Genomic DNA, 16,711 nt, shown 5'->3' on the forward strand with positions numbered 1-16,711 from the left:
TGCGGACCACGGGACTCGTGATCCACGCCGCATCGTCCCGGAAACAACCCCCGGAAGAACGCGTTCTGACGATTCTTGACCCAATCGGTCCGAGCGATGCGCTCGAACGATCAAGCGTGAGTGAAAGTCGAAACGATTCGAACAATCGCGCCTACGCGTACGCGTGGGCCTACTTGTAGAAGATCTCCACACCGCCGTGGTGCGAGCAGGCGCCCTGGTGGTGGGCGGCGTAGGAGTAGGTGCCGTCGTTGCACAGGGCGGTGGCCCCGTTCCCGCCGCCGGAACTGCCCGACGTGCTGGAGCCGCCCCCGGAACCGGAGCCGCCGGACGATCCCGAGCCACCGCTCCCGGACGACCCTCCGCTGCCCGTATCGGCGGCGGCCGCGTGCGCGGTGACGGTCACCTTCACCTTGACCGTCTTCGTCGCGGTCACCGTCGGAACGGCCGTCGGCGTGGCGGTCACGGTCTCCGTGGCGGTGGGGGTGACGGTGGCGGTGGCCGTGGTGGTGACCGTGGCCGCCGGCTGCACCTTGGCGGCGGCCGGCTTGGCGTCCTTCCCACTGTCCTGCCCGTCGGCGCCGATGCTCGCGCCGACGACGAGGGCGAGCCCCAACGCGGGCAACGCGTACCGCTTCCGCGCCCACTTGGGCGCGGGCCGGACCGGCTGCGGCGGCGCGGCGTACGGATTGGTCATGTGTCCCCCCAGGGAATGTGACCGGCACCGACGAGGGGGCCGGTTGCTGCGGCGCGCCGCGTCGGTACAGCGGTCACCCGTGCGCGGCGTCCGGGCACCTCCACGCCCCGGCGACACCGGCGAGCGTTCATACTAACCACACTATCTCCACATCATCTACACAACGCCGGTTTCCAGGGGCGCCTTTGAGCTGGCGTCAATCCTGGGACCGCGGCGCCTCAGGCGTGCTGTGCCCTGCCGAGGGCATCGACCTGGCTCTTCAGCAGTCGCCCGTCCGGCTGCGGGAGGAAAGAGCGCTTCTTCGCATCGGAGAGTTGGCCGCCGGCGCCGGTGTCCGCCACGTCGGTGAGGGTCGCTTCTCCTGAGCGGATAGTCGTGACCAGGACGTATGTGTCTGATGTGAACCCGTTGACGGTCGTGACCCAGTGCATCCGGAAGCTGATGGAGGCGTCACCCGCCGGTACCTGGTCCTCGGCTCGCGCGACGTCCACGCTCAGGCGGTCGCCGTAGCGGCTGGGCATGGAGAAGGACGGACATGCGTCGAGCGCCGTGGTCAAGGAGGCGAGGTGCGCGGCGGCGCCACGGGGGCGATAGCTGGTGAAGGTCAGGATCTCGGTCGGCGGGGCGAACTTCAGGGCGGATATGGGGACCCGGGCGCCGGCCGCCGAGTCGGCGAAGACGCCCGATCTCGCGTCCTCGAGTGGTTGGCACGCCGCGGACCGCACGCTGTGATCGGACTTCTCGGCGCCGGTTCTCGTCTCTGGCGCGCCGTTGACGCTGTAGCCCGGCAGGGCGCCTTGCCGGGGAAGGGCTGCCGCCAACTCTGCGGTGGTGAGGGGCTGTTCCTCTGTCGTCGACGGCTTCGGTGACAGGGCGGGAGACGACGACACGGACTTGTCGGCAGTGTCGTCCCCTCCCGACGCGCAGCCGCCCGCGAGAGCGAGCACAGCGCCTGCGGCAACGGCGACGAGGGAGCGACTGCCCCGGCTGGGTGACATGCCACTCCCCATACTCGAACAAAGAATCGTATGGAGTGTAGTCGGCGATCGACATTTCGAAGGCCGGTGCGTCGAACGGGCGCAGGACGACCTCCGTGGCCCTGGGAGGCGGCGGCGTCAAGGACTACCGGGACCGCTCACCGCCTTCAGATCAGCGAGAGTTGCACCGGCTCGGGAGAGGCGGGTGCATGCGGGCCGCGGGGACTTTGTCACGTCCGGCGGACGTCGTCAGGCCGGCCGTCGGCCGACCGCCAGCAGGTGGGAACTCGCCGCCAGCAGCTCCGGGTACGGCTCGGCCATCCGCGCTGCGATCAACGCCGATTCGAACAGGGCGCTGTCGCGGAAGTCGCCGCCGGTGGTCCGCTCGGCCGCAGCGAGCATGGACCAGGCCGGACCCTCGACGCCGAACACCTCGGCGCCCTCGAAGCCGGCCGCGGTGATCTCGTCGCGCAACTGCTCGCCGCTGTGGAAGTACGCGGCGGTGAACGCCTTCTTCCCGTCGTGGATCTGGGAAGCGAGGATGCCGCCGATGCTCTCCTGCACGGCCGGCTTGTGGAGGTGCGCGAAGGCCGTGTGCTCGAACAGGCTGGAGTACCGGTTGATGCCGGCTGCGGCCAGCAGGCCACCGGGCCTGAGCGCGCGGTAAGCCTCGGCGAGGGCCTGCCGACGGTCGTCCTCGTCGATGAGGTGGTAGAGCGGGCCGAGGAGCAAGACGACGTCCGCCCCTCCGTCGGGGGCGGTGAGCTTACGGGCGTCGCCGACTTCGACGGTCGCGCCGGTGGCCCGGGCCTGGTCGACATGCCGGGGGATCGGGTCGACCAGGTGTACGCGGTAACCGTCCTGGACCAGCCATCGGGCGTGAGCACCGGGGCCACCGCCGACATCAAGGACGCGGGCCGGCGGTGCCGGAAGGTAGCGGTGGAGCAGTTCCTGGGTGCGTACCATTTCCAGGCGCCCGTCGGCCGTGCTGGCCAGCCGATTCGCCTCATCAATGGTCTCGCTGTAGAACCTCGCGATCTCCGGCGCTAGCTCAGGAAGGGTCATGCGGGCATTCTGGTCCCGAAGAGTGGACCAGTCCAGTGATCGGAAACTTGCATCATGCCCCTGCTGAAGTACGAGCAGATCGCCGAAGATCTCCGGACCCGCATCGAGAGCGGCGAGTTCGGGCCGGGCGATCTGCTGCCCTCGGGTCGTGACCTCGCCCAACAGTGGCACGTCTCACGGGCCACGGTGGTCAAGGCATACGAGGTACTCAGGGGTGACGGCCTGGTCGTCACGAAGCAGGGCACGGGGTTCACTGTCACCGAGACGCCGATCGCCAGGCCGGCGGGCGGCCGCCGTGCCGGCTCCAAGCGTGTCGCCGGTGGTGCCGCCTACCGGCGCCTGGGCATGCCGGACCGACTCGTACCACCCGCACACGTCGTGGATGTCCTCGCCCTGAAGCCCGGTCAGACCGCACTGCGGCGGATGCGCTTGGTCCTCCTCGAAGACGGCTCCCCAGGGACACTTGTCACCGCCTGGTTCCCGCCTGACATCGCCGACGCTGCCCCTCGCCTGGCACTGCCGGGCCCCATCGCCGAGGGCACCACGCACTACGTGCGCAGGGAAACCGGGCGATCGCCCAGGGAGGGCGTCGACACCACTACGGTCCGCCTGGCCAGCAACGAGGAGTCGCATCTGCTGGAGGTGGTCCAGCCGGCCGCCGTCGCTGTCATCCTGCACACGGCCTACGACGACGACCACCGCGCCCTCGTCTGCGAGGAGGGCGTCACCCCCGCGCACGTTTTCGAACAGACCGAGACATATCCCATGGGATAGCACTTCCTCTAAGCGACTTGACTGGACCGGTCCACCGATGACCATCCGCGTGTATACGGTGCGCGGCGACGGCACGCGCACCGAGCCGCGCGCCGTCGTGACCGTACCCCACAGTCACCAGCCCGAGCCCACCCCGATGAGCTTCGTGAGCCCGCCCTGCGCCTGCCCGCTCCACCGTGCGGCGGAGCCGCAGACGCGCGAGGCGCAGCCGGAGTCCGTCGAGTGAACGGCGTCGACGCGAAGCCTGAAGGCGTGGCGCTCGCCTCTGTGACGGTGCGCGCCGCCGCGGGCTGGTTCCTGGACCAGAAGGCCCTCCCGCGCCACGGCACCATGAGGGCCTTCGAGGACGGCTTTCGCAGGACCCTCGAAGGGCTGATCCCGCGAGTCGAGGATCTCGCCGGCGCCATGGCGGCCGACGAGGTGCCCGCGAGAGTGGCCCTGGCCGCGCTCGCGGAGGCCCGCCGACGGCTCGCCGAGCCTGAGGCTCCGGGACTGCGGGGCGAGTTCGAGCGAGTGAAGAAGATCGCCGAGTCGGTCCTCGCCGCATGTGACCACCACGACGCCCTGACCGGCCTTCGGACGTGCCTGCTGTGCGACAAGCCCATCCAGCCCGGCGAGGACTGGGAGCCGTTCCAAGGCGGCCGAGTCCTCGCCGAGGGCAGTCGGCCCGGCCGAGTCCACCTCCTCTGCGCCGCCCGAGACCGACAGGTCTGAGGGCCCCTCGCCCGCCCCGCCTTCACGGGGCCCAAGGCGGCCGCTTCGCGACGGGCCGCATCCCTACGCCTGTCCTTCCGGAGGCGCCGCGTGGGGCATGAGGGCCTTTCTGCCGGTGTAGACGTCGCAATCCACACCGAACCGGAAGGCCCTCACCCGTTCAAGCCCCCTCAGTCGAAACCTGGCTCACCCCGTCCACAACCTCCCGAGACAGAACAACTAGATCAGCGAGAGCTGCACTGGCTCGGCGGAGACGGGTGCGGACGGGGCCACCGGGATGCGGCGGTGGGTGGGGCCGATTCCGTACTCCTGGGCCAGGTCGTGGACCTGGCGGGTGATGCGGCGCTGGTACCACTTGGGGGCGTAGGCGCCGTCGGCGTAGAGGCGCTCGTAGCGGCGCACCAGGTGCGGGTGGTGGCGGGTGAGCCAGGCCATGAACCACTCGCGGGCGCCGGGGCGCAGGTGCAGCGTCAGCGGGGTGACGGAGGTGGCGCCGGCCGCCGCGATCGCCCGTACCGTCGCGCGCAGCTGGTCGGGATGGTCGCTCAGGAAGGGGATCACCGGCGCCATCAGCACCCCGCAGCCGATGCCGTGTTCGCCCAGGACGCGCACGACGTCCAAGCGGCGTTCCGGGGCCGGGGTGCCGGGCTCGACGGTGCGCCACAGTTCGGCGTCGGTGAAGCCGACCGAGACGGAGACGCCGACGTCGGTGACCTCGGCCGCCCGGACGAGCAGGTCCAGGTCGCGCAGGATCAGCGTGCCCTTGGTCAAGATCGAGAACGGGTTCGCGTGGTCGCGCAGCGCGGACAGGATGCCCGGCATCAGGCGATAGCGGCCCTCGGCGCGCTGGTAGCAGTCGACGTTGGTGCCCATCGCGATGTGCTCGCCCTGCCAGCGGCGGGAGGCCAGCTGGCGGCGCAGCAGCTCCGGCGCGTTCACCTTCACCACGATCTGGCTGTCGAAGCCGAGACCGGTGTCCAGGTCCAGATAGCTGTGCGTCTTGCGGGCGAAGCAGTAGACGCAGGCGTGCGCGCAGCCGCGGTACGGGTTGACCGTCCACTCGAACGGCATGCGGGAGGCACCCGGCACCCGGTTGATGATCGAACGGGCCCGGATCTCGTGGAAGGTGATCCCGCGGAACTCGGGTGTGTCGAAGGTGCGGGTGGTCACCGCGTCCGCGCCGAACAGCGCGGCGGCCCCGGCCGGCCCGCGCCGGCTCTCCGCCGCCCCCGCGCCGCCCGCGTGGTCGGCGGGACGTTCGGAGTCCGTGGGGTTCGCTGTGAGGTTGTCCCAGCGCATGACGCCTCCTCGGTAGCACTGGCCTCAGAATAGAACATATGTTCCCTTGATCGTGCGGACGACCGTTCGGGCGCCGTTCGGACGTCGTTCGCGACCGGCCCGCGGACCCGCGCGATCACTTGCCGCACCCCGATTTGGGCGCCCGGGCGACGGGGTGGTTGGCTTGCCCCAACTGTGAGAACGGATGTCCTGGAGGAACCCCATGGCGCAGGTCGAGGCCACTACGGAGCGGGTCGTCGCGGCGGACGCGGAGAAGGTGTTCGACGCCCTCGCCGACTACAGCGGCACCCGCGAGAGGCTGCTGCCCGAGCACTTCAGCGAGTACGAGGTGCGCGAGGGCGGCGACGGCGAGGGCACCCTCGTCCACTGGAAGCTCCAGGCCACCAGCAAGCGGATCCGCGACTGCCTGCTGGAGGTGACCGAGCCCACCGACGGCGAGCTGGTGGAGAAGGACCGCAACTCCTCCATGGTCACCGCCTGGCGGGTCACCCCGGCCGGCGAGGGCAGGTCCCGCGTGGTCGTCACCACCACCTGGCAGGGCGCCGGCGGCATCGGCGGCTTCTTCGAGAAGACGTTCGCCCCCAAGGGTCTCGGCCGGATCTACGACGCCCTGCTCGCCAAGCTCGCCGCCGAGGTCGAGAAGTAGTCCCGCACCTCAACTCGCCCTGAAAAAGCCTCTGTTGGGCCGTCACCGGTTCGGGTGATCTCACCGTTGTCCGGAGATATGCCGTAACTCGTCGCACCTGCCCGTAGTTGTCGCTTCACGCGCGGAAATTGCGCGGCAGGTACGACGAGGGAGAGGTACGTGGGCGGGATCACTCTGGCGCAGGACGAACCGGCGGCGCCGCCCCCGGACCCCCGCGTCACGCCACCGGACACCCACGTGGCACCGGACACCCACGTGGCACCGGACACTCACGCGGCGCCACCGGACACCCGCGAAGCGCCCCACGGGCCCCGCGCGACCGCACCGCCGGACGCCGCCCCGGCCCTCAGCCCCCGCCGGGTGCGCCTGGTCTTCCTCGGGCTGATGCTCGCGCTGCTGCTCGCCGCGCTGGACCAGATGATCGTCGCCACCGCCCTGCCCAAGGTGGTCGGCGAGCTGCACGGCCTGGACCGGATGTCCTGGGCCATCACCGCCTATCTGCTCACCTCCACCGTCGGACTGCCCGTCTACGGCAAGCTCGGTGACCTCATCGGCCGCAAGGGCGTGTTCCAGTTCGCCATCCTGGTCTTCGTGGTCGGCTCCGCCCTCGCCGGCCGGGCGCGGACCATGGACCAGATGATCGCCTTCCGCGCGGTGCAGGGCGTCGGCGCGGGCGGGCTCATGATCGGCGTCCAGGCCATCATCGCCGACATCGTGCCGCCCCGGCAGCGCGGCCGCTTCATGGGCCTGATCGGCGCCGCCTTCGGCCTCGCCTCCGTGGCCGGCCCGCTGCTCGGCGGCTACTTCACCGACCACCTCTCCTGGCGCTGGTGCTTCTACGTCAACGTGCCCTTCGGCCTGGTCACCCTGGCCGTCGTCACCGCCGTGCTGAAACTGCCCAAGCCCGTCACCCGGGGGCGCTTCGACGTCCTCGGCGCACTGCTGCTCGCCGCCGCCTCCACCTGCCTGGTGCTGCTGACCAGCTGGGGCGGCACCGAGTACGCCTGGAACTCGCGCGTCATCTGGGGCCTCGGTGCCGGGGCCGTCGCGGCCGCCGTCCTCTTCGTCGTCGCCGAGCGCTTCGCCGCCGAACCCCTCATCCCGCTGCGGCTGTTCCGGGACTCCGTCTTCAACGTCAGCGCCCTGGTCGGCCTGGTCATCGGCGTCGCCCTGTTCGGCGCGGCCAGCTACCTGCCGACCTTCCTCCAGATGGTCGACGGCGCCTCGGCCACCGAGTCCGGCCTGCTCATGCTGCCCATGATGGGCGGCATCGTCGGCGCCTCCATCGTCTCCGGACAGCTCATCAGCCACACCGGCCGCTACCGGCTCTACCCGCTCCTCGGCGGCGCCCTCTCCGCCGTCGGCATGTGGCTGCTGTCCCGGCTGGAGACCGACACGCCCCGGCTGCACTACAGCCTCTGGATGGCCGTGCTCGGCGCCGGCATCGGTCTGGTGATGCCGGTCCTGGTGCTCGCCGTGCAGAACTCGGTGCGCCCCGCCGACCTCGGCACCGCGACCAGCGCCAACAACTACTTCCGGCAGATCGGCGGCAGCGTCGGCGCCGCCGTCTTCGGCACCCTCTTCGCCGGGCGGCTCACCGACGCCCTGCGCGAGCGCGTCCCCGCCCGCGCGGGCGGCGCCCCGCCCGACGCCGAGTCGATCACCCCGCAGGCGGTGCGCGCCCTCCCGGCGGCCCTGCGCGACGCCTACATCCAGGCGTACGCCGACGCCATGCCGCGGATCTTCCTCTACCTCGTGCCGGTGCTCGTCCTCGGCACGGTCATCGCCTTCTTCCTCAAGGAGAAACCCCTGGTGTCCCACAACACCCCCGCCCCCGCCGCCTTCGAGCCCGACACCGCCCCGCCGTACGCCGCCGCCCCGCACTCGCACTCCGCCGCGCCGCACCCCGCGCCGGCGCCCTCCGCCGTGCCGCAGGCCCGGGCGCCGTACCCGGCCGGTGTCCCCGTGTGCGGCACGGTGCAGCACGCCGACGGCACCGTCGTACCGCGCGCGGCCCTCACCCTGATCGACATCGCCGGACAGCAGATCGGCCGGGGCGCCAGCGGCGAGGACGGGCGGTACGCGCTGTCCACGCCGGGCACCGGCTCCTACGTCCTGATCGCCGCGGCCGGCGGACACCAGCCGCAGGCGGTCTCCGTGACCGTGGGCGAGCGGCCCGTCGAGCTCGACGTCGTCCTCGGCGGCGCCGGACGGCTCGCCGGCGCCGTGTGCACGGCCGACGGCACCCCGGTGCGCGACGCCACGGTCACCCTCACCAACGTGCACGGCGAGGTCGTCGCCAGCACCCGCAGCGGGCGCGAGGGCGGCTACGTCATCACCGAGCTGGTCGCCGGCGAGTACACCCTCGCGGCCAGCGCGCCCGCCTTCCGCCCGGCGGCGCTGCCGGTCAGCGTCCAGGCCTCGCGCGAGACCCGCCAGGACGTCGAGCTGGCGGGCGGCGCCGTGCTGCGCGGCACCGTCCGGGCCAGCGGCGGCCGGCCGGTCGAGGAGGCCCGGGTGACGCTGCTGGACGCGGCCGGCAACGTCGTCGACACCCTCACCACCGGCGCCGACGGAACGTTCCGGTTCGTGGACCTGTCCTCCGGCGAGTACACCGTGATCGCGGCCGGCTACCCGCCGGTCGCCACGGTGCTCCAGGTGGCCGGCGGCGGCCGCACCGAACGCGACCTCCAGCTCGGACACGAGGACTGACCGGCCTCCGCGAGGGCCGCCGGCCGGACGCGCACGGTGACGAGTCGGCGGCCTCACGGGGGCCCATGCGTGTCCGGCCAGTGGCTTATTGTCGCATTGACGTAGTTTGGGGGAGGTGGGGGAAGGGCCCGTCCCCTACTGCCTGTAGGGTTACGTCCACCCCGCCGCATCCCGAACGGAACAGAGACGAGAGGTGGCCGTGTCGACCGTCGCGCCCGATCCGGACGTCAGTGTTGTCGTCATCGTCTACAACGACCAAGACAGACTTCCGACGGCCGTAGGTTCCGTCCTTGAGCAAACTCTGCGCAATGTCGAGGTGATCATCGCCGACGACTGCTCGACGGACGGCTCCCACGAGGTCGCCCAGGCGCTGGCCGCGGCCCACCCCGGCAAGGTCCGCGCGATCCGGCTGCCGGAGAACAGCGGCGGCTGCGGAGAACCCCGCAACCAGGGCGTCAAGGCCGCCCGCGGCCGGTACGTGATGTTCCTGGACAGCGACGACACCCTCGAGAAGAACGCGTGCCGCAACATGGTCGACGCCGCCGACCGCACCGGCGCCGACCTCGTCTCCGGTCTGTGCGTCCGGGTCCACACCGACAACCGGCACGGCAAGCGGACCCTCTGGTACCCGTGGCTGTACCGCACCACCCGCACCCTGGACTCCGTCGCCGAGCTGCCGGACCTGTTCGTCTTCGACACCCTGTCCACGAACAAGTGCTACCGGCGCGGCTTCCTCCTCGACAACGACCTCGCCTTCCCGCGCGGCATCCACTACGAGGACCTGCTCTTCTCCGCCCAGGCCTATCTGGCCGCCGAGCGGATCACCCTCATCCCCAACACGGTCTACCACTGGAACGTCGTCCAGAAGACCGCCGTCAAGTCGATCAGCAACCGGCGCGGCGAGATCGCCAACTTCGCCCACCGGGTCGAGATCCACCGCCGGATCGACGCCCTCCTGGACCGCCAGGGCCAGGACGAGCTGAAGCTGCGCAAGGACATCAAGTTCCTCAAGCACGACCTCGTGCTGTACCTGCGGGAACTGCCCTTCCTCGACGACGACTACCGGCACCGCTTCGCCGAGCTGGCCCGCGGCTACCTCCAGGACTTCCCGGAGGCGGCCTACGCCGAGCTCGACAAGATCCACGCCATCTGCGCCCAGCTGCTGCTGCGCGAGGACTGGACCGACCTGATGCCGGCCATCGACGCGCTGCTCAACCGCGGCAAGGTCGCCACACCCCTGGTCGAGCGCGACGGCCGGGTCTTCTGGACCGACCGCTACCTCGACGACCCCGAGATGCGCGCCGTCCTCGACGTCACCCCCCTCGGTTACCACGCCAAGCGGCTGAACCAGATGTTCCTGCGCAACCGGCTCACCGAGTACACCGTCCACGGCGGTGACGTCACCCTCGCCGGCCGGATCGTCAACCCGCTGCACACCGTGGCCGCGGACGCCGAACTCACCGCCGAGCTGGAGTTCAAGGCCCGCCGCCGCAGCCTCCAGACCTTCCGCTTCCCGGTGCCCGCCCCGCGCCACGAGGGCGAGGCGATCACCTGGCGCGCCGAGGTCCCGCTGGCCCGGCTGCTCAGGCCGCTCGGCATCGTCGACGACGTCTGGGACGTACGGCTGCACCTCACCGCCGACGGCAAGCGCACCACCAGCAGGCTCACCGTCGGCGCCGTCGACCTGGAGGACGCCGAGCCGGTGCCCGTGCGGCCGCGGCTCACCCGGCTCATGGCCGACCGCCTGGAGGCGCAGGTGTCCGCCAAGGGCCACCTCGCCTTCCGGCTCACCCAGCAGGGCCGGCTCGCCCGCACCGGGCGCGCCGCCGTCGAGCGCAACCTGCACGGCCGCCCCGCCCGCGTCGCCAAGAGCGCCTACCGCAAGGCGCGCGCCGTGCGCCGGGAGCTGAACTCCGGCACCCGCAAGCTCCAGGTCTACGAGCGCATGCTGACCAAGCTGCCCGTCCGCAAGGGCACGGTCGTCTTCGAGAGCCACCTCGGCAAGCAGTACAGCGACAGCCCCCGCGCCGTCTACGAGGAGCTGCGCCGCCGCGGCACACCCGTCACCCCGATCTGGTCCTACGCCGGCGAACGCCCCCGGGGCTTCCCCGAGGACGCGGAACTGGTGCGCCGCTGGTCCTGGCGCTACCTCAAGGCGCTCGCCCAGGCCGAGTACTGGATCGACAACCAGGGCTACCCGCTGCGCCTGACCAAGCGCCCGGAGACCACGTACATCCAGACCTGGCACGGCTCCGCGCTCAAGCGGATGGGCTTCGACGAGCCCGGCCTCAGGATGCTGTCCGAGGTCGAGCAGCTTGCCTACCAGCAGGCCCTGGACCGCTTCGACCACTTCGTGGTCCGCGGCGAGCACGACGTCCGCACCCTCGCCCGCGCCTACCGCATCCCCGAGCACAAGCTGCTGCGCACCGGCTACCCGCGCAACGACGCGCTGGTGCGGGCCCGGGAGAACCAGGAGAACCCGGAGAAGGGGACGCAGCACCCCGAGGCGCTGCGGCTCGCCGAGCGCCTCGGCATCGAGCCGGGCCGCCGGGTGCTGCTGTACGCGCCCACGTTCCGCGCCCAGGCGGGCGGCAAGGTGCGCGACTTCGCCTTCCCCTTCGACGTCGAGGACTTCGCCGCCCGGTTCGGCGACGACTGCGTGCTGCTGGTCCGCGCGCACTACCTGAACCGGCTCACCCTGCCCCCGTCGGTGGCCGGGCGGGTGATCGACGTCAGCGCCGAGCCGGACATCACCCCGCTGATGCTGCTCGCCGACGCCCTGATCACCGACTACTCCTCGGTGATGTTCGACTACGCGCTCCTGCAACGGCCCATCGTCTTCTACGCCTACGACTGGGAGGAGTACGCCGAGGACATCCGCGGCACCTACTTCGACCTGCTCGCCGAGGCGCCGGGCCCCGTCCCGCGCACCCCGGACGAACTCTTCGCCGCACTCGGCGACCTGAAGAACCTGCGCACCACCTACGAGGCGCGGCTGAAGGAGTTCGTGGACAAGTACGGTGAGTACGACCGCGGGGACGCCGCGGCGCAGATCGTGGACCGCTTCTTCGGTCCCGCGGGAGAGACCCGATGACCCAGCGCGACATCTTCTTCGTGGCCAACGAGGTCAACGAACTCGGCGGCGTCGGCCGCTGGCAGACCCAGCTCGCCGGCCTGCTGGCCGCCCGCGGCCACCGGGTCACCGTCGTCGGCATCACCCCGGCCAACCACCCGATGGACCTGGGCGAGACGCCCCCGTTCCGGACGGTCACGCTCTACGCCCGCCGGCCGCCGAGCCGGCCCCGGGCGCGCCGCCCGCTGGGCTCCCTCGACCCGGCCGTGCGCCGCCACGAGGCGCACATGCGGGCCGCCGCCTCCCGGCTCACCGGGCTGTTCCGGGCCGCGGCGCCGGGCGCGATGATCGTCGTGCCGCAGGTGTGGGCGATGGAGTGGGTGGCGCTCGCGGACACCGCCGGGCACCACGTCGTCGGCATGACCCACGAGTCCTTCGACACCTCCCGCAAGACCTCCCGCTTCGCCCGCGTGAAGCGGTACTTCGCGGACGTCGACCGGCTGCTCGCCCTCACCCAGGAGGACGCCGACCGCTGGGTGGGCGAGGGCCTGAACAACATGGGCTTCATGCCCAACCCGCTGCCCATCGCGCCCGGCGAGCCCTCGCCGCGCACCGCCAAGGTGGTGGCGAGCGTCGGCCGGCTCTCCCACGAGAAGGGCGTCGACCTGCTGCTCGACGCCTGGGCCCAGGCCGTGGCCAAGCAGCCCGGCTGGACCCTGCGGATCTACGGCAAGGGCGAGGCCGAGGACGCACTGCGGCGGCAGTGCGCGGAGTTGGGCCTGGAGGACTCGGTGGACTTCGCCGGGCAGAGCGACGACGTGCCCGGGGCGCTGCGCGCCTCCTCCGTCTTCGTCCAGTCCTCCCGCGGCGAGGGCTTCCCGCTGGTGCTGCTGGAGGCGATGGCCACCGGAGTGCCGTGCGTGGCCTTCGACTGCGCGCCGGGAGTGCGCGAGATCGTCTCCCACGAGGCGGACGGACTGCTCGCCCGCCCCGGCAACACCACCGAACTCGCCCGCCATCTCGTACGGTTGATGTCCGACGAGCGGCTGCGCGACGAGCTGGGCGAGCAGGCCCTGCGCAGCGTGCGCCGCTTCGACCCGGACACCATCACCCGCCGCTGGGAAGAGCTGTTCGACTTCCTGGAGCGCTGACCGGGCGCGCCACCGGCCGCGGGGGCCACGGCCCGGCGGCCGGCGGCGCGCCCGCGGCGGTGCGGTATCCCCACCAGGCCCGCCGGCGAGGCCGGCGACGTACTTCAGGAGCGCGCATGACGGTGCGGCACCCCCGCGGCGGCCACGGCGAGAGCCGTGACCTGGCGGTCAACCCCGTCTTCAGCCGGGAGCCCCTCCGGGTGCCCCGGTACGCGATGCCGGACGGCGAGATGGAGCCGGCCACCGCCTACCAGGTGGTGCACGACGAGCTGATGCTCGACGGCAACGCCCGGCAGAACCTGGCGACGTTCGTCTCCACCTGGGCCGAGCCCGAGGCGCTGCGGCTGATGGACGAGTGCGCCGAGAAGAACATGATCGACAAGGACGAGTACCCGCAGACCGCGGAACTCGAGACCCGGTGCGTGCACATGCTCGCCCGGCTGTGGCACGCCCCCGACCCGCGCGACGCCGTCGGCTGCTCCACGACCGGCTCCAGCGAGGCGGCGATGCTCGGCGGCCTCGCCCTCAAACGCCGCTGGCAGCACCGGCGGCGCGCCGAGGGCAAGCCCACCGACCGGCCCAACCTGGTCATGGGCGTCAACGTGCAGATCTGCTGGGAGAAGTTCGCCGACTACTTCGAGGTCGAGCCGCGCTATGTGCCGATGGAGGGGGACCGCTACCACCTCACCCCCGAGACCGCCGTCGAGCTGTGCGACGAGAACACCATCGGCGTCGTCGCCGTCCTCGGCTCCACCTTCGACGGCAGCTACGAGCCGGTCGCCGGCATCGCCGCCGCCCTGGACGACCTGCACCGGCGCACCGGCCTGGACATCCCGATCCACGTGGACGCGGCGTCCGGCGGGATGATCGCGCCGTTCCTCGACCCGGACCTCAAGTGGGACTTCCGGCTGCCGCGGGTCGCGTCCGTCAACACCTCCGGCCACAAGTACGGCCTGGTCATGCCCGGCGTGGGCTGGGCGCTGTGGCGCGACCGGGACGCCCTCCCGGACAGCCTGGTCTTCCACGTCAACTACCTCGGGGGCGACATGCCGACCTTCGCCCTGAACTTCTCCCGGCCGGGCGCCCAGGTCGTCGCCCAGTACTACAACTTCCTGCGGCTCGGCTTCGACGGCTACCGGCGCGTGCAGCGCACCTGCCGGGACGTGGCCACCCGGCTGGCCGCCGAGATCGCCCGGCTCGGACCGTTCGAGCTGCTCACCGACGGCGGTGACATCCCGGTCTTCGCGTTCCGGGTGCGCGAGGACATCGACCGCTTCAGCGTCTTCGACGTCTCCGCCGCGCTGCGCGAACGCGGCTGGCTGGTGCCCGCGTACACCTTCCCGAAGAACCGCACCGATCTGGCTGTCCTGCGCATCGTGGTGCGCAACGGGTTCAGCCACGACCTGGCCGACCTGCTGCTGGACGACCTGCGCCGGGTGCTGCCCCGGCTGGACAAGCAGCACGAGCCGCACCGCGACGCCGACGACGCCGGCGGGTTCGCGCACGGCGCGGAGACCAAGAACCCGCTCCGCCCGGGCCGCGACTGACCGGCCGGACCCGCCCCGGCCGCGTCCGGCCGGGGCCCGATCCGGCGCCTGCCGGAACCGACCACCGGAGGACGCCATGTGCCGCCTGTTCGGCCTCAGCAGTGCCCCGCGGCGCACCCGCGCCACCTTCTGGCTGCTGGACGCCCCCGACAGCCTCAGCCGCCAGAGCCACCGGGAACCGGACGGCACCGGTCTGGGCCGGTTCACCGCGGACGGCGTGCCACGCGTCGACAAGGCGCCGATCGCGGCGTACGAGGACCGCGCCTTCGCCCAGGAGGCCCGGCAGGTGGAGTCGGCGACCTTCGTGGCCCACGTGCGCTACGCCTCCACCGGCGGTCTCGACCCGCGCAACACCCACCCCTTCGAACAGGACGGGCGCCTGTTCGCGCACAACGGGGTCGTCGAGGGCCTGGACCGGCTCGACGACCACCTCGGCGCGGACCGCTGCCTGGTGCGCGGCGACACCGACTCCGAGCGCTTCTTCGCCCTGATCACCCGGGAGACCCGCGAGCGCGGCGGCGACGTCGGCGCCGGGATCGAGGCCGCCGCCGGCTGGATCGCCGCGAACCTGCCCGTCTACGCCCTCAACCTCGTCCTCGTCACCCCGGACGACCTGTGGGCGCTGCGCTACCCCGACACCCACGAGCTGTACGTCCTGGACCGCCGGGCGGGCGGTCTGCACGGCGACCGGCACCTGGACCACAGCGGCCGCCACGGCCGGATGCGCGTCCACTCCGAGAGCCTGGCCGGGCAGCCCGCCGTCGTCGTCGCCAGCGAACGCATGGACGACAACCCGATGTGGCGGCTGCTGGAAGCGGGCGAACTCCTGCACGTCGCCCCGGGCCCCGCGGCCACCGGGCGGGTCGTGCTGCCCGACCCGCCCGCACACCGGCTCACCCTGGACGACCTGCGCCCCGACGCGGCCGCCTCCCAGCGGCCCTCCTAGACGCGGACGCCGAACATGAACGGGCCGCCGATGGTGCTCATCGACTCGTAGCGGACGACCGTGCCGCTGCGCGGGGCGTGCAGCACCTGGCCGTTGCCCGCGTAGAGGCCGACGTGGTGGATGTCGTTGAAGAAGAAGACGAGGTCGCCGACCTGGAGCTGGCTCTGCGAGTAGATCCGGGTGCCGATGTTGGCCTGCGCCTCGGAGGTGCGCGGTATCGACACGTCGGCCTGCGCGTACGCCCAGGAGGTCAGGCCCGAGCAGTCGAACGTGGACGGGCCGGCGTGGGACCACTGGTACGGGCTGCCCAGCTTGCTCTGGGCGGCGGCGAAGGCGGCGCCGGCCCGGCCGCTGCCGGTGACCGGGGTGTGGCCGCTCTCACCGGTGTCGCCGGCACTTCCGGTGCCGCCGGTGCCGCCGTTCATCCCGGGGCGCTCGGTGCCGCGGGTGGCGCGGGTGCCGTCGGCGGCGGCGAGGGCCGCCTTCTCCTGCGCGGTGAGGGAGTTGAGCAGCTTCTGCGCCGCGGCGAGCTTGCCCTGCACCGCCTGCTTCTGGCTGCCCAGTTCGGTGCGGGTGGCGGAGAGGTCCTTGAGCTTGGCGGTGGCCTCGGCGCGCTGCTGAGCGAGTTCGCGCTGCTTGTCCTGGATCTGCCGCAGCGCGTCGGCCTGCTGGCCGCTGACCCGGTCGAGGGCGGTCGCCCGGTCCAGGTAGTCGTCCGGGTCGGCGGAGAGGAAGAGCTGGAGCGAGGGGTCGATGCCGCCGGTGCGGTACTGGCCGGCCGCCATCGAACCCAGGCCGTCGCGCAGCTTGTTGACGTCCTGCTGGCCGCGGGCGACGTTGTCCTGGATGGTGGAGATCTCCTTCTGGAGCTTCTCCTGCTTCTCCTTGGCGCCGTTGTACTTCTCGGTGGCCTGCTCCGCCTGCTCGTAGAGCTTGTCGACCTTGGACTTGACCTCGTCCTTGCTCGGCTTCGCGCTCGGCGCCGCGTTGGCCGCCTGCGCGCTGATCGCGACGGCTGCCGCCGCTGTCGCGGTGAGCACGGTCACCCGTGCGCGGCTGGGCTGTCTGGGTCGACGGTGGGACGCCACGGAAGCGTTCTCCTTCTTCTGGGTG

Annotated in this window: 14 protein-coding genes; 9 read left to right on the plus strand and 5 right to left on the minus strand. The window is 71.8% G+C overall.

The genetic code is table 11. The annotated features are described in order from the left end of the window. Window positions 1–169: 169 nt before the first annotated feature. The 3 genes from ABEB07_RS29155 to ABEB07_RS29165 form a co-directional block, all read right to left on the minus strand. Window positions 170–694, minus strand: a complete 525-nt coding sequence (locus tag ABEB07_RS29155; protein WP_345671074.1) for a DUF3761 domain-containing protein — start codon at window positions 692–694, stop codon at window positions 170–172. A 218-nt stretch (window positions 695–912) separates the two neighbouring features. Then, the gene (locus ABEB07_RS29160; RefSeq protein WP_345671075.1) at window positions 913–1,419 is read right to left on the minus strand and encodes a hypothetical protein; all 507 of its coding nucleotides are present in this window, start codon (window positions 1,417–1,419) and stop codon (window positions 913–915) included. A gap of 501 nt (window positions 1,420–1,920) precedes the next feature. Further along, complete coding sequence (locus ABEB07_RS29165) at window positions 1,921–2,736, minus strand: class I SAM-dependent methyltransferase (RefSeq protein WP_176151139.1); 816 nt, start codon at window positions 2,734–2,736, stop codon at window positions 1,921–1,923. Window positions 2,737–2,790: 54 nt separating this feature from the next. On the opposite strand from ABEB07_RS29165, the gene ABEB07_RS29170 reads away from it, so the two are divergent. From ABEB07_RS29170 to ABEB07_RS29180, 3 genes are read left to right on the plus strand one after another with little or no spacing between them, the layout of a single operon-like run. Continuing rightward, a complete protein-coding gene (locus ABEB07_RS29170) occupies window positions 2,791–3,510 on the plus strand; it encodes a GntR family transcriptional regulator (protein ID WP_345671077.1) in 720 nt (239 codons plus the stop codon). A gap of 37 nt (window positions 3,511–3,547) precedes the next feature. Then, window positions 3,548–3,736 (plus strand): hypothetical protein, encoded by a 189-nt coding sequence (locus ABEB07_RS29175; RefSeq protein ID WP_345671078.1) that lies wholly within the window; start codon window positions 3,548–3,550, stop codon window positions 3,734–3,736. 26 nt (window positions 3,737–3,762) lie between these two features. Next, window positions 3,763–4,224 (plus strand): DUF6415 family natural product biosynthesis protein, encoded by a 462-nt coding sequence (locus ABEB07_RS29180; protein WP_345671079.1) that lies wholly within the window; start codon window positions 3,763–3,765, stop codon window positions 4,222–4,224. 219 nt (window positions 4,225–4,443) lie between these two features. Here ABEB07_RS29180 and ABEB07_RS29185 read toward each other — a convergent pair whose 3' ends face one another. Beyond that, entirely contained in the window at window positions 4,444–5,523 is a 1,080-nt protein-coding gene (locus ABEB07_RS29185) for an Rv2578c family radical SAM protein (RefSeq protein WP_345671081.1), read from the minus strand. Window positions 5,524–5,725: 202 nt separating this feature from the next. On the opposite strand from ABEB07_RS29185, the gene ABEB07_RS29190 reads away from it, so the two are divergent. The 6 genes from ABEB07_RS29190 (at window position 5,726) to ABEB07_RS29215 (ending at window position 15,598) form a co-directional block, all read left to right on the plus strand. Next, window positions 5,726–6,169, plus strand: coding sequence for an SRPBCC family protein (locus tag ABEB07_RS29190; RefSeq protein ID WP_176151142.1), 444 nt, complete (start codon window positions 5,726–5,728; stop codon window positions 6,167–6,169). 159 nt (window positions 6,170–6,328) lie between these two features. Beyond that, complete coding sequence (locus ABEB07_RS29195; RefSeq protein ID WP_345671082.1) at window positions 6,329–8,881, plus strand: MFS transporter; 2,553 nt, start codon at window positions 6,329–6,331, stop codon at window positions 8,879–8,881. 199 nt (window positions 8,882–9,080) lie between these two features. After that, entirely contained in the window at window positions 9,081–11,975 is a 2,895-nt protein-coding gene (locus tag ABEB07_RS29200) for a bifunctional glycosyltransferase/CDP-glycerol:glycerophosphate glycerophosphotransferase (RefSeq protein ID WP_345671083.1), read from the plus strand. Further along, complete coding sequence (locus ABEB07_RS29205) at window positions 11,972–13,105, plus strand: glycosyltransferase (RefSeq protein WP_176151145.1); 1,134 nt, start codon at window positions 11,972–11,974, stop codon at window positions 13,103–13,105. Before ABEB07_RS29200 ends, ABEB07_RS29205 begins: the two co-directional genes overlap by 4 nt. 116 nt (window positions 13,106–13,221) lie before the next feature. After that, window positions 13,222–14,652 (plus strand): glutamate decarboxylase, encoded by a 1,431-nt coding sequence (locus ABEB07_RS29210; protein WP_176151146.1) that lies wholly within the window; start codon window positions 13,222–13,224, stop codon window positions 14,650–14,652. A gap of 76 nt (window positions 14,653–14,728) precedes the next feature. Further along, window positions 14,729–15,598 carry a class II glutamine amidotransferase gene (locus ABEB07_RS29215; protein WP_345671084.1) on the plus strand — a complete coding sequence of 290 codons (870 nt, stop codon included), beginning with the start codon at window positions 14,729–14,731 and terminating at the stop codon, window positions 15,596–15,598. Here the strand turns inward: ABEB07_RS29215 and ABEB07_RS29220 are convergent. Next, window positions 15,595–16,686, minus strand: coding sequence for a C40 family peptidase (locus ABEB07_RS29220; RefSeq protein ID WP_345671085.1), 1,092 nt, complete (start codon window positions 16,684–16,686; stop codon window positions 15,595–15,597). The two genes, ABEB07_RS29215 and ABEB07_RS29220, sit on opposite strands and share 4 nt — an antisense overlap. Between the last annotated feature and the right edge of the window lie 25 nt (window positions 16,687–16,711).

Source organism: Streptomyces similanensis, assembly GCF_039543625.1.
GTDB lineage: Bacteria > Actinomycetota > Actinomycetes > Streptomycetales > Streptomycetaceae > Streptomyces > Streptomyces similanensis.